This window comes from Bacillus sp. TH50, from assembly GCF_016650565.1.
Classification (GTDB): Bacteria; Bacillota; Bacilli; order Bacillales; family Bacillaceae_G; genus Bacillus_A; species Bacillus_A mycoides.
This window is the reverse complement of record NZ_JAEKFM010000007.1, coordinates 633,093-647,588: the sequence shown is the minus strand read 5'-3', so window position 1 is coordinate 647,588 and position 14,496 is coordinate 633,093. Positions and strand designations below refer to the sequence as shown.

Here is a 14,496-nt window from a genome sequence, read left to right as displayed (position 1 = left end):
ACACATTACAATCCAATAAATAAGGCCATATCAAAAATATACTCCAATGCCATTTTGATACAGCCTTATCCTATCCACTAATACTATTATCCCGTAAATCATTTTTAAGCTAGACAAGCATTAAAAATTAAATCTACCTACAAAACATTACTATCCTTTAAATAATCATAAAGCTTATTATCCACCGATTTCTCCATAATCATATTCATCGTAACAACCGGTTTTTTATCTTGCATTTCAGTTTGTTCTACACTTGCTTTGTCAGGTCTCGCTTTTCCTAAATAGTAAAAGTCGGTTCCCTCGTCATCATCTTTTTTTACAAAAATATGGACATCAATATTATTTTCTTTAGCATCAATAATTGGTTGAACTTCCTTTGACTTTAATGTTCTATTACTTCTTGTATACCATTTCAGAACATCTTGATTTAGGAATTCATCACCATAGTTCACACTCGATTCTACCTCATCGTTTTTATGATATGTGACAAATATTGGGCAAGTAGAGTATTTGGTTTTATAGCCATACATAGTTGAAGTCTCATCAACGTGCCAATTTAAAAGTTTACATGCATCTTTTCTTGAGTATTTTTTATATATAGTAAGGTTACTATCACACTCATAGTTTTTGTTCTTTTCTTTCGCACTTTTAATGATGTCCATTACCATATACTTAAAGTATTCATTCTGTTCTAAACTTTCTCGGATTAGATCATTAAACATGTACGTATTATCTTCTTGCAATGCGAGAATTGGCTTTTCACCATATTTTTTCTGGTTATTCTGTGTGAAAAACGATAACTCAAAAACCCGCTGCACAGACGTAATCGTATCATCATCTGTTAAGCAATTAGATTTTTCAAGTTGTTTTAGATATTCATCTTTATCAACTTTTTCTTGCTTTAGTAATAATTCCAACAGAGTAATTTCATTTTTACGTTTTCCATTCAATACTTCCAATGAAAACATTGTCAAAATTTTATTTTCGTACTCTGTTAATGCAGGGACATCCTCTTTCATTTTCAATAGAAACTGATAATAGTTCGAATATCCTTCCACAAGTACAACTGGATCAATAGAATGGTTTACTATAAAGTCATATAAATATGGAATTCTTCCTATTCTATTTTTCAACTCAGCAAAAGCTTCCTTCAATACTTTCATTGCTGTTAAATTACTATTATTAATCGCTTTAAAGATCTGCTTTTTCGCTATCTCTTCAAAGTTAACTGTTGAAATACCTTTAATATAACTCGTATCATTTGTATATCTACGTATATTATCTTTATTTTGTGATCTATCTCCCGAAAGAGCAATTGGAATTAAATAGTTGTTTTTATAATTTCCAATAAAATCAATGATCGTAACAAAATCTTTCGAATCGTGTTTTCGAAGTCCACGCCCCAGTTGCTGTATGAAGATAATACTTGATTGAGTTTGTCTTAACATGACAACTTGATTAACACTTGGAATATCAATTCCTTCATTAAAAATATCTACTGTTAAAATATAATCCAGTATGCCATTTTCTAATTGATTCACCCGCAGTTCTCTTTCCTCTTGGGAATGATCGCCGGTTAATGCAAATGTGCAAAAACCTCTATTATTTAAGGCATATGATAATTGTTCTGCCTCATCTTTTCGGCTGCAAAACATTAATCCTGTTACTTTCTCACCAGAAAAACCATAGTATTTTACTTTTTCAACTATATGATCCACTCGCTCTTCCGTAACAAGCTTAGATAAAACAGTAGTGTCATCTATCTTTTCACCATTATATTCAAAATCAGTAACTCCAAAATAATGAAAAGGACAAAGCATATCTTCTTCAAGTGCTTCTTGCAATCGAATTTCATAAGCAATATTGTAATCGAATAGCTCATAAATATTAAAATTGTCTGTACGTTCAGGTGTAGCGGTCATTCCCATTAAAAATTTCGGTTTAAAATAATCAATAACTCTATGATAAGAACTAGCACCAGCTTTATGAACTTCATCTATTAAAATATAATCAAATAGCCCAGGATCAAATTGATGTAAATTTTCTTCCTTTGAAATAGTCTGGATTGTCGCAAATAAATATTTAGCATTTATTTGCTTATTTGATCCTGATAAAACTCCAAATTCCTCATCGGCTCCACCAAGAACCTTTTGAAAATCTGATTTTGCTTTATTTAATATTTGCTCTCGGTGAACAATAAATAGCATCCGTTTAGGTGCAAAATTTCTTACATCAAATGCTGAAAGATATGTTTTCCCCGTTCCTGTTGCAGAAATAACTAACCCTTTTTCTTTTCCAGCGTCTCGAATAGCTTGTATTTCTTGTAACGCTGCTTGTTGCATTTTATTTGGAGTAATTTTCAAAGCTTCTTCAATTGAATTACGATATTGACCAGGTAATTCTATAACTCGATCTAGCACCTTATTTTCTGCAACTTGCTCATATATTATTTCGTAATTTCCAATCAACTCTTCAGTTAAAACTTGAGAATGCTCCCAGACTTCTTCAAATTGATTTTTAAAATGTTGAACAATCTCTCCATCTTCATGCGATGTTAACTTGACGTTCCATTCATAGTTTACCTTCAAAGCATGTGCAGTAAGATTTGAACTACCGACAATTAATGAACAATGTGTTTTATTATCAAATATGTATCCCTTTGAATGAAAACCAGATAAGTTTGTTAATCTTACTTCTACATTTTCAAGTTTCATTAATTCTCTAAACACTTTTGGTGTATTAAAATTTAAGAATGTAGATGTTAATATACGTCCTTTAACCCCTTTTTGTTTAAGATCAAGGAAATGTGATTTTAAAGTCGCTAGCCCACTTTCCGTAATAAAAGCCACTGAGAAAATAAAAGCTGTACTATTTTCAAGCTCTTCCAACAATGAGCTTAAAACATTTTCATTTTTCTTCGTATTGTTTACTAATAACTTAGGCTTATATATTCCAGGATGATTATGTTTTTGATTAATAAATCCTTTATATAAAGACCCTTCTAACTTTTGAATGAAATTCTCCATATGATCACCATTTATGACAAATTTTTATACTAATTGTATTACTCACTGATTTAAAGTGCAAATTTATTACAATAAAAAAACTATCCGCATAAAACGAATAGTTTTTAATCAAATTACTTTACAATCGATTCTTTTGATAATTTCTCAATAGTTGGGATATCCGCAGGTGCCCACTCTAAAGCTGCTAGTTCATTCGGATATAACCATTTAATTGCTACGTGCTCAGTTAGAACCGGACTTCCTTCAACAAGCTTACAATAAAAAGTTTTCAAATGAACAATACCAAAATCATACTCATAGGCTGTATAATCAATTTGCTCACCAATCTGCACGCTACAATGCATTTCTTCATCAATTTCACGCTTTAACGCCTCTTGAGGTGTTTCCCCCTCTTCTATTTTCCCACCTGGAAATTCCCACATAAGAGGTAGCGATTTAGATGGTCCTCTTTGCGCACATAAAATTTTCTCATCTTGAACAATTACTGCTCCAACAACATAAATATTTTTTTTCATGATGTCCTCCTTAAATCTCACAGAAACTCTATAATTTACGTTTCCACACCTTATAGACTGAAAAATGCCTTTTATATCTTTTAACGACTAATATATTTTTAATCAGTATGCTAGATTTTATCTATCCCTATCTAGCCCTTTTAATGTAATTAGCCTAACACTCTCATCTCTTTTATATTATATAGAAGTAACTACAAAAATAAAGCATGATTGAATACTTCCCAACTGAAATTCTCGCATTAGGCGTAGGTTTCCCGTACGCGCCATAACAGTTGCCATATTCTTCAGAACAACTGCGTTCATTATTTTATGTATAAAGAGTATCCGAATTGAGTCATTATTCTATTTCTATATAGTTGGATGTATCGCGATAAAATTTGTTACTTATTGGCGTATGGCAGAATCTTTGAAGATTGATGCGGAGTTGAGTGACGGAGATGCTTTAGAGAATGGTACTAGTTCGAAATAAAAAATTATGGGGACCCCTTAAAATAGGTGGATCTTTTCTTACTAAATACATAACTCTGCACTATTAATCACTTCATTTGTTTATATTTTTTTATTATTATTAAGATATAAACAAATATATTACAAAGAAAAGAGTGAAACCTAATGCAACAGGAAAAGAAATCTCATAAAACAATTGCCATTTTTCATACTATCTTTATTAATACAATTCAATTTATCCTTACTAAAATTGAATTGTATATACAAAAACAACAGTATCAAAATTTTTATGTACTAACTTGTATGTTTGTTTTTTTAAATATGATTTTAGTTATATTTTTACCGCACATAGTAGGATTCATACCAACCTTAATTTCCACTTTAGTTCTCTTCTATATGGTTATTAGAGCCTTAGCCAATTTATTTAGCCAATGGAAAAACACCAAGGAACTTAAATATTATAATATATTTGATGATACTCCCGATTTAAACGCTAGATTGATAATAATCCAGCAACTTCGTTCTATACTCTGTGGATGTTTATTTATAATAATGGGACTATACATATGGATTAATGTAATACTTCCAGTAAATCATTCCTTTAATAAATTCTATAACTGTACATTTTTAATATTAATACCGCTCATAATTGCTTCGACGGTATATATTTTAAGTTATAAATACACTAGTATTAGAGCAACACTTTTATTTGTTGCTGTTTTACCCATTATAAGCGTATTTCTCAGTTCGACCATCCTTCAAGAATTCATTAAGTTATTTGAACCAGTAACATCAATCGAGGTTAATATAAATTTCTTAAGAAGCAGTTTTTTTATAGGTACGAGTGCCATTGTCATTTCCGTATTAATTCAAATTATTATTGTATTCGTCCGACCACCGTATAAACTAAAAAGCACACATCTTGCATTTATCATTGTTCATATTTTTTATACTATTAGCACACTGATTATATTTATTTTCACAAACGATTTTGCAGTATATATACATGACAAAATGGTATCTGTAAACATATATAGCATACCAACCAATGTAATAGATGAGTGGTTAACAAAAACTATTAAAATCATTTTACTTCCCTATGCCTTAGGGACCGGTATTGGTATAACCTTCATAGCCATTCGACAGCATATTTTTAATAAAAGAGCTGAAAAACTATTTTTAAATATTATGGACACATTTGTACAGAATAATGAGTTACTATTATCCGATATGGAAAGACAAGAACTATTCTCAAAAATAAAGCAATGTTGTTATTTCGGTGGTTTTCAATTTAAAATGCACTTCTTAGGAAATAAAACTTTAAAGATTTTTATAGATGAGATGCATATATCAGCCGAAAAAAGTAATTTATAAATACTTTCTATATATGAAGTACTTCCCTAAATTACTTACTACTAAAAAGACATAGTATAAACTATGTCTTTTTAATTAAATCAATAAAATATTAAGGATTCTTTCTTATATCTCTACCCTAGATTGTTACATTCACATCCCTATATTAACCAACAGTAAAACTCCCACATCAAAATTTGATGTGGGAATCAGGATGCCCGTAAAAAACGATTGGTGCGGGCTAGTAATCAGTTACCCGTGATTACAGTTTTATTTTCTTCTACCACCCTCTTAACCTGCAAAATCCGACTAACCGGTACACTAGCATCATGCATAACTGTTAGTGCCTGCGAGAAGTGTTGTAAGTAGTTTGGATCGTGACTTTTTGGTGATACGATGATCATTTTTCGATTTAGTTCTTCTTCAAATAGGGTGAAGACCTTTTCTTTTCGGCTGTCGTCTAGTGCGCTGTCGTATTCGTCTAGGATGATGTAGCCTGGGGAGGCTTCGATTGTTTGTAGTAAGGCTAGTGCGAATAGTAGAGAGGAAAGGGATTCTTCTCCTCCTGATACGCCGCTTCCTACTTTTCCTCCGCGTCCTTTTGCGCTAATGTCTTCCATTTTGCCGCGATGACCTTTTTTGCGTGCTTTTATATATAAGTAGTAGCGCATATCGCCGTGTTTGTTTGTGTCCATGTTCCATTCTACTTTTCCTTCGAAGTGGAATTGTTCCATGTACTGTTCAAACTTTTTATGGATTTTGTGAGCGTTCATCTGAATCGTCGTTTCTAGACGTTCTCTCATAAGTGCTATATTTTCGCGAAGTTCGTTTAGAATTTGTTCTGCATTATGTAGTTCTGCATTACTTTTTTCATTTTCTTCTTTCATCTTAGCGTAATTTTCCGGCGCAAGTGGATCAACTGTTTCACTTAACGCACCTTCTAACGTAATTTGTGCTTCTTGTTTTTGAGAAATGGCTTTTGCTTCAGACCACTTTTCTATTTGTTTTTCCCAAGCTATTTGTTCTAGCAAGTTTCTGTACGTATCATTTGCGTCCTGGTCTTCCCTTTGTATGCCAATCAACTTTTCTTCTGCCGATATGAAATGCTCTTGAACATATTGTTTTTTCTTCTCTAAACGCTGCATAGATGCACGTAATTCTTCTAAATCTTGTTTCTGTTGTTTTACTTTTTGGTTCGCTTTATTACACTCAATTTCTAGTCTATTACAAGTATCATCAAGCTCGTCTTTTCGTTCTACTATTACCTTAAGCTCGTCCAATAACTTTCTATGAAGCTGCTCCAATTTTTGCATATGTGCAATTTTTTCTTTTTCCTTATGCAGTTCTTCATATATCATTTCATACTGTTCTAACGTTTCAAGACTTTCTCTTAAACGAGATATGCGCGTATGTAATTCTTGATTAATTGCATACAGCCTTTGTATTTCTTGTTCTAATCTTTGCTTCTCTTCTTTTTTTCGTTCTAACTGTTCTATTCTAAATGTACGTTCGGCAGCTTTTTGTAAAACTGCTTCTGCATCTCTTACTTTGTATACAATATCGTGAAGTTTTCTTTCTTTTTCTTGCAGCGTATCAATCTCATTTTTATATTGTATTAACTGCTTTTCATTTTCCTCAATCCACTTCTCTGTCTCTTCTAAGCGTTGCATAATCGCTTTTTCACTTAAAATATATTCTGCCTTTTCTTGTTCACCACGTAATCCTCTTGTATCAATTAAACTACCTTTTTGAATACACGGCTGCTCACCTGTGAAGAATTGTTTTACCCACCATAAAGCTTTCATCGCTACAGAAACGAGTTTTTCATTATCGCCTTCTTTTATTCTTAACTTATACTGTGGTAATGAAATTACACTTTCAGTTGGAACGATTAATGGCAATGGTACGTAATACAAATCATTTGGTGGTGTAAATTCTTTTGAATCTACGAAAATTGCATATTTAATTGTATTTACAATATCTTCATTACGGAATTCTGCGGCTTCTTCTAATTCAATTAAATCTCGAAGCGGATAAGCTTGTAATCCTTGCCTTCTAAAATATCGCAAACCTTCTTCTTGCCTCGGGCTTACGTAACGATTTAACTGTAGTTGCTTTTTCTCTTCATATTTTTGCTGAAGGTCTCTTTTTACCGTTTCAACAAGATCTTTCGTTTGTCTCATCAAGCCTTCTACTTCTTCATGTTTTTCTTGCATATGAAAACTAGACTCATATTGCTCTATATAACTCTTTGCGGAAACGACGGCTTCTTCATCACCATCTACTTGTACTTCTAACTTCGCAACTTCTGACCGTAGCTCATTTAAAGTATCATTCGTTTCGCTAATCCTCTGTTCCGTATATAATTTTTCCTTTTCAGCCTCTTTCAACTGCTGTTCTTTACTACTCTTTTCAGCTCTTACAACGTCTTCACTAATACCTATATTTTTCACACGATCCGTTACATCTTTTATTTCTTCTTTAATCGCGTTCCATTCTCTCTCTTTATCTTTACTTTCCTTTTTACACTGTAATTGGCGTTCTTCGGCAATTTCACGCTCTTTTTCCGCCCCTTGAAAACTTGCTTGTTTCGCGTTTAACTCTGTTTCTAATTGTGTAAAATGTTCTTCTCCTTGCAGAGCTTCTTCATACTTCTCATCAAGAATCTCATTAACATCCTCTAGCTCATCCTTATACTTCATACGTTCTGTAGAATAATGATCTTCTAGTGTACATAATGCGGTTTTATATTGTACAATCCCTTGTTTTATACGGATTTGTTGATTTTCATAACGATTTTTCGCGTCTTTCCATCTCTCAAGCTCGAACTTATACTGAATTTGATTATTACGAGCCGTTTGCAAAATAGCTTCCTTATCACGTTCTTGTTCTTTGAAAGATTCCCAAGACTTTTGAATACTTTCAATCCCTGTCATCTCACTAAAAATACGGAATCTCTCTTCCGGCTTCATAACTGCAAACTGATTTACATCTTGTTGATACCAAATTAAATAGAACGCATCTGGATCAATTTTATATTTTTGAAGAAGCATTCTTTTATACTCTCTAAAGTTAAAGTGCTTGTCCGAAGATGAGAAGCGCGTTTCTTGCTCCCACTCATCTACTTGATCACCTTCTGCAATATAATATTCTTTCTTTAATGGATGACCTGGTTCTTGCTCAAGCACAAGCATAAATCTTACATATTTCGCCGCATCTACGAATCCATCATTCTCATATATGAGCTCAATTTTTGCTCGCCATACTCTATTTTCAGGAAGATTTTTCGAACGAAGTCCTTCCACATTTACTTTCGTAGATGCCATAACAGCTCCCCAGCAAAACGTTAACGTTGATTTTCCGGCACCATTTGCACCTGATATTAAAATATGATCACGTTTTCCCATTAAAGAAATCGTTCTCGGTTTATAATCACGTATACCAGAAAAAGAAATGCGGCATGGAATCATATCGTTTCTCCACCTCCTACGTTATAACGTTTAAAGAATTTTAAAACATCGTCCATATGAAGTTGTTGTGACTGACTAAATTCTGCCGCTCTATGCAAGAACGAGTCTGAAAACATTCTACTTCCAATTGCCGTTAACGCATATGCCTCTTCTTGAGATGGAGAATCATATTTCGTAATTGCTCCAATTTTTACGAGTGGATCTAAATTGGTTTGTACTTTTCTACGTGCTTGCAACGTTTCATGTCCAAGCGCACTAAGTAATTGATTAAATAGCGTAAATTCATTTTGCAACACTTCTTGATGATAAAAAATAAACATAAGTAATCCTAAACTTTCTGAAGATAATACTTCTCTCGCCTGCTTTGCTGGCACTCTCATCATAACAATAACTTGATCACGTCGTTCATCATATACACATTGAAAATAACCACTTAGCGCACCGTTTATTCGTTTTATAAATGACTCAAATCCTTCTGTATCTTCATTATCTAACCCAAGCATTTTCATCACTTCTTTGCGGCGCAATCCAAAATTTGTCGCCCTCATACGCGCTGAAGATGAAAATAAAAGTTGCATAAACGTATGCTCTTCATCACGAGACAATATGTACCGAAGTTCCCCTAATTTCGCGAGCGGATTAATTCCTTTCTCGACTTCGAACTCGTTTTCTTTTATCATCATCACTGCCCCATTCCCATTCTTTTTCTATATTTCTTTCTTTTACATTTTGATTGTCCATAATATCGGCTTTATTATTAGCCGTTAAAGCTGACAGTGCGATTAACGCATTTACCGCATCTCCCCACGTATTAGACCCCACTTCAAGTACAAGTTCTTCCATATCGACTTCTTCTTGTTCCATAAGAAACTCTTCTAATCTTTCCGTTTGAATTTGGTCTTTCGTCATACTCCACTGCTGATTCGCAAGTAACTTCTTCACTTCTGCTTCTGACATTTCTTCTATTTCTTCATATTCTTCCTGAACAACTTCTTCTATATGATCCGTATATGGCTCGTACTCTTCCAAAAATTGAATACCACTAGAAATCGCAGCACTTGATACTGGCGCCGCGAACTGTACTGGCATCCATAGTCCATCTTGCCTCTCACCTTCTCTACGGTCTTGCTCCATAAAACTTAAAATCTCATGCGCATCTGGCAATTCCATATCTTGTTTCGTAAAACAATTTTCAATAAAACGGCGAAGTGCATCATGACGAATACTTGCTCCAACTGTAGACTGTTGAATATGTGTAAAATGTAAAATTTTCTTAATCGTTCCAAGGCTCACTTGTGACCCTTCAAACATAACACCCGTTCCTCTTTTTATAAGAGGCTCTAACACAAGACTCTCCTCAAATGTTTGAAACTTTTGAAATCGCTCTACAAAACGAGCATTTAGTTCTTTCATTAATTGATGAATAATTTGTACTTGCGGCAACGCATAACGATCCGCTAAATATTCCAACTCTCTCTTTGAGCCTTTCTACCGCTTCCTCTACATTTTTAATCATACTTGCTAACTTATTTCCGCCCGATACACCTTTATCATCATACGCTTCACTTAAATCCGCATCACGATTAGCCTGATATAAAGACCTCGTTATCTCATCTTGCATGTAATACGCTAACGAATCGTTTGCTAGCCGAATTAACACATCAATCATTCGCTTCCCAACGTCCATCATCGTAATTTTGCTTTTCCCTTTTGAAATCCACCCATATTTATCTAAAATATTAATGAAATGTTCTAAACGAATCGATGGATCACCACCATACATATTACGGTAACGAAATTTCAACGTACGCACATCTTCAATAGAAGAAGTCAACCCTAGCGCTTCTTCATTTAAAATATTTAATAGTAGTAGAAACTCATACGTTTTCAATGGATCATTAAAATACTCCCCCTGTCCAAGCTCTGAAATAACACCTGATAATTTATTTAAATCTTTCATCGCATTTCGTACTGAAATATGCGACGAATCTGTTTGTAAAATCGAAATTACTGACTGATCCATTCCATCCAAGTATCCACACCTCCTAAACTTTCTTCTTGCTCACTTTCTCTTAAGTAAGTTGATTCCTCAAACTCCTTCTTATCTAACACTCTTCCATCCGCAGAAATCCAGCGCGCATGTCTTTCATATGGTCCTACTAATTCAAATAACGCATCACTAATCACTTCTCCTGCACCATCGTAATCCGTCCAAATCATAATTTTTTTTATAGAATGAGAATGTGCAAGAACGCTTTGTATAAACTTTTTATGCCCACTGCGTAGTTGACCATCCACTCCAACTACGAGACTATCCGTACTCGCTACAAAACCACTCTCCGCTGCCATCCTCGTTAATATCGCTCTATTTTCAACAAGCCATAACACCTTCGCATCTGTTTTATACTCATGACGAAATACAACTAAATCCGTTAATGAACGAACCGTATCACACTCATAATACGTATTACCTTCCTGTAATTTCCCGCAAAAAAATATAGGCGTCACCGTACCTAAGCTAACTAAACCTAAACAATGCGGCGGAGCATCTAACATATCTTCTAACTGATCAAGAAACTCTTTCTTATGTTGATCAAACTTTTTAGAACCACCAATCACTTCATAATACGCCGCGCCAATCTCTTTCCAGTCAAACGTACGCTTCTCACAACTAATTTTATATGTAGCGAGTAGAAACTCTAAAAACAGAACCGTCTTATGAAACGACCAACGTTTTTCATCTATAGGAGGCAAAGTACTCTCGATATCGTTTTCAATGTGCTCCAAAACATTCCATAATCTTTCCGTATACTCATTTGTGTACTTTGGCATAGACTGCTTCTTCTGCATCCATTGATGTAAAATCTCTTCCTCTCTTAACTTTTCTAACTGTCGTTCCTTTTCCATATATGTAAACAAGCCATATCCCATTCGATAAAAAATGTCACGAACCGTTTTACCATCTTTCTCAAAACGAACTTCCTTAATGAAAATCCCTCGTTCTATACAATCTAGCATTTCATATATCGTTAACCACTTTAAAACATCACTTTCTCTTTTCCTTACATTAGGTGAATAAAAGTTTTTTGTAATAGTAGTAGAAACATCTGAAACTTCTTCTTCACTAAAAAGAAGTTCCGCTGTATTCATAATCTTACGTGGGGTCTGCTTTATAATGGGGAGAATTGTTATACCTTGTTCTTTACGTATATATAACTCATCAATCTTTTCAGCACTTTTCATTACATAAAATTGAACAAATTGTATAGCATTCATACTTTCACTTCCTTATTTACGAGCTACTCCCATTGTATCATACGCCCGGAAAACTCTTTCTACCAATGAATACCACACCCTAAAAAAATATATCAACGATTATCCAATTATATCGAACACAACTCCGAATATATCGACTTACCGACAAATTTCGCAAAAACCACCAAGCACCCCGACTCCTACAAAAGAAAAAAGCACTAGGTCCTGAGTGAACCCGAAAGTGGTACATGAAAAAACACCCAGTCTGTCGTTTACATCTACATACGACAGACTGGGTGTTTTATCCTTGTCTCACTTTATTGGGTCACTCCAAATTATGCAAATTCAATGGTAGCATTTTTACTCATGATGGTCGGCCTCATTATCGTTACTGGTTACACTTCCATTAACGCAATTGTAAAAGCCGAACTCTTCCCAACTGAAATTCGCGCACTTGGTGTAGGCTTACCGTATGCACTAACTGTTGCGATATTTGGCGGAACAGCCGAGTTCATCGCATTATGGCTAAAGAGTATTGGAATGGAATCACTATTCTACTTCTACGTAGCTGGATGTATCGCAATAAGCTTTATTACGTATTGGCGTATGGATGAGTCATCGAAGACTTCGCAGATTGAGGCGGAGCTTAATGGTGGAGATAAACTAGCTAATAATAAATCTAGTTAAAATTATGTATTCTATGATCTTCGTTTATCTGAAAAAGCATAATTCACTAATACGCAATTTAAAAACCTCTACTTATATGTAGAGGTTTTTGTATGACGAAAAAACACGTAGTTCCATTGTTATTTTACAAACCCCAAATTCTTCCTCATCTTAAAGTGGAACAAATTTATTACTTAGAGTGTCTAATAAGTGTATTTCTAATATTAGTTGTCCAGATTGGATACAACATATCCCGTTTGACATCTATTTTTATGTATTACAAAAAAAAAGAAAGGACTTATTATTCCCAAAAGTAAAAAATATGTATTGTAATACTACGGTTAAGTATTACAAGTTTAATACTTTCACAGGTGAACCATTACAAGTGAAAACAAAAAAGAAATAACCCAAACCGTGACTTATCAATCATATAAAGTGAAACTTTAATCAGTGGGGGTTTTGTTCATCCCCCGCTGATTATTAGCCCTCACCAATCGGGCTTTTACGGGCAGCCCGACCCCCACCTAACTTCTTTGCTTCCGCTGAATTTTGAGGTGGGGGTCTTACTGCCCACAAATAGCGGGATAAACGTTTTTGATGTCCTTTAACCTGTGAAATTTTAGCTGCAGTAGTATTGTTACCCTATGCCATCTTTAATTGCATTGGTATTTAGAATACCTAGACAAAATCCATATATTCTTGAAAGAGGTTGAAAATTTATGTTCGTTTTAAACAAGTTCTTTAACATTTTACATTACAAAAAGATTGTGCCTGTAGTATTACTTTCATGTGTATCACTTATAGGCTGTTCCAATAGTAACACTCAATCTGAACCACCTAAACAAACGAATCAAGCTAATCAAATTAAACAAGAAAATACAGGTAATCAATCTTTCGCTAAACTTGAAAAAGAATATGATGCTAAGCTTGGTATTTATGCACTGGACACAGGTACAAATCAAACTGTTGCTTATCATTCAGATGATCGTTTTGCATTTGCATCTACATCTAAATCATTAGCTGTGGGCGCTCTTTTACGCAAGAACTCATTAGAAGCTCTTGATCAAAGGATTACGTATACTCATGAAGATCTTTCTAATTATAATCCAATTACTGAAAAGCATGTTGATACGGGAATGACGTTAAAAGAACTTGCAGATGCTTCTGTTCGATATAGTGACAGCACAGCACATAATTTGATTCTTAAACAGTTAGGGGGGCCCTCTGAATTTGAAAAAATCTTGAGAGAAATGGGAGATACTGTTACTACTTCAGAACGATTTGAACCTGAATTAAATGAAGTGCATCCAGGAGAAACACATGATACCAGTACACCAGACGCGATAGCTAAGACACTTCAATCATTTACATTAGGAACTGCACTTCCAATAGAAAAACGTGAACTATTAGTAGATTGGATGAAGAGAAATACAACTGGAGATAAATTGATTCGTGCGGGCGTACCAAAAGGATGGGAAGTAGCTGATAAAACAGGCGCGGGATCTTACGGAACAAGAAATGATATCGCAATTATTTGGCCACCAAATAAAAAGCCGATTGTTCTTGCTATACTTTCTAATCATGATAAAGAAGATGCTAAATACGATGATAAACTTATTGCAGACGCAACCAAAGTCGTGTTAAATACCTTAAAAGCTACAGAATAAATGATAATAGGTTAAAAGTTTTCTATTTTAGGCGGGTGTTTTCATCAACTAAAAAGTTAATAGTGTCCCAAAAACGAAATTTGGTGCTAACTTGTAA

Annotated in this window: 9 protein-coding genes and 2 pseudogenes; 4 read left to right on the top strand and 7 right to left on the bottom strand. The window is 34.1% G+C overall.

The window, feature by feature from the left end:
- Window positions 1–137 precede the first annotated feature (137 nt).
- Window positions 138–3,026 (bottom strand): DEAD/DEAH box helicase, encoded by a 2,889-nt coding sequence (locus tag JFU23_RS20360; RefSeq protein WP_201032572.1) that lies wholly within the window; start codon window positions 3,024–3,026, stop codon window positions 138–140.
- A gap of 113 nt (window positions 3,027–3,139) precedes the next feature.
- Entirely contained in the window at window positions 3,140–3,541 is a 402-nt protein-coding gene (locus tag JFU23_RS20355; RefSeq protein ID WP_000739608.1) for a (deoxy)nucleoside triphosphate pyrophosphohydrolase, read from the bottom strand.
- A gap of 212 nt (window positions 3,542–3,753) precedes the next feature.
- Here JFU23_RS20355 and JFU23_RS30615 point away from each other — a divergent pair.
- Window positions 3,754–4,010, top strand: a pseudogene (locus JFU23_RS30615) (alpha-ketoglutarate transporter); the annotation flags it as partial.
- 143 nt (window positions 4,011–4,153) lie between these two features.
- Window positions 4,154–5,362: a hypothetical protein gene (locus JFU23_RS20350; RefSeq protein WP_201032571.1), complete on the top strand. Its 1,209-nt coding sequence runs from the start codon at window positions 4,154–4,156 to the stop codon at window positions 5,360–5,362.
- A gap of 227 nt (window positions 5,363–5,589) precedes the next feature.
- On the opposite strand, the gene JFU23_RS20345 is transcribed toward JFU23_RS20350, so the two are convergent.
- From JFU23_RS20345 to JFU23_RS20330, 5 genes are read right to left on the bottom strand one after another with little or no spacing between them, the layout of a single operon-like run.
- Complete coding sequence (locus tag JFU23_RS20345) at window positions 5,590–8,811, bottom strand: hypothetical protein (RefSeq protein ID WP_201032570.1); 3,222 nt, start codon at window positions 8,809–8,811, stop codon at window positions 5,590–5,592.
- Window positions 8,808–9,491 carry a hypothetical protein gene (locus tag JFU23_RS20340; protein ID WP_201032569.1) on the bottom strand — a complete coding sequence of 228 codons (684 nt, stop codon included), beginning with the start codon at window positions 9,489–9,491 and terminating at the stop codon, window positions 8,808–8,810. Before JFU23_RS20340 ends, JFU23_RS20345 begins: the two co-directional genes overlap by 4 nt.
- Window positions 9,451–10,281 carry a hypothetical protein gene (locus JFU23_RS30610; protein WP_242483526.1) on the bottom strand — a complete coding sequence of 277 codons (831 nt, stop codon included), beginning with the start codon at window positions 10,279–10,281 and terminating at the stop codon, window positions 9,451–9,453. Before JFU23_RS30610 ends, JFU23_RS20340 begins: the two co-directional genes overlap by 41 nt.
- A complete protein-coding gene (locus tag JFU23_RS30605; protein WP_242483525.1) occupies window positions 10,169–10,843 on the bottom strand; it encodes a hypothetical protein in 675 nt (224 codons plus the stop codon). The genes JFU23_RS30610 and JFU23_RS30605 overlap by 113 nt, the downstream gene beginning before the upstream one ends.
- The gene (locus tag JFU23_RS20330; RefSeq protein WP_201032568.1) at window positions 10,819–12,087 is read right to left on the bottom strand and encodes a toprim domain-containing protein; all 1,269 of its coding nucleotides are present in this window, start codon (window positions 12,085–12,087) and stop codon (window positions 10,819–10,821) included. Before JFU23_RS20330 ends, JFU23_RS30605 begins: the two co-directional genes overlap by 25 nt.
- A gap of 327 nt (window positions 12,088–12,414) precedes the next feature.
- Here JFU23_RS20330 and JFU23_RS20325 point away from each other — a divergent pair.
- Both JFU23_RS20325 and blaIII read left to right on the top strand, forming a co-directional pair.
- Window positions 12,415–12,753: pseudogene (locus tag JFU23_RS20325) on the top strand (alpha-ketoglutarate transporter); the annotation flags it as partial.
- A 698-nt stretch (window positions 12,754–13,451) separates the two neighbouring features.
- Complete coding sequence (blaIII, locus tag JFU23_RS20320; protein ID WP_201032567.1) at window positions 13,452–14,399, top strand: class A beta-lactamase BlaIII; 948 nt, start codon at window positions 13,452–13,454, stop codon at window positions 14,397–14,399.
- Window positions 14,400–14,496: the final 97 nt, after the last annotated feature.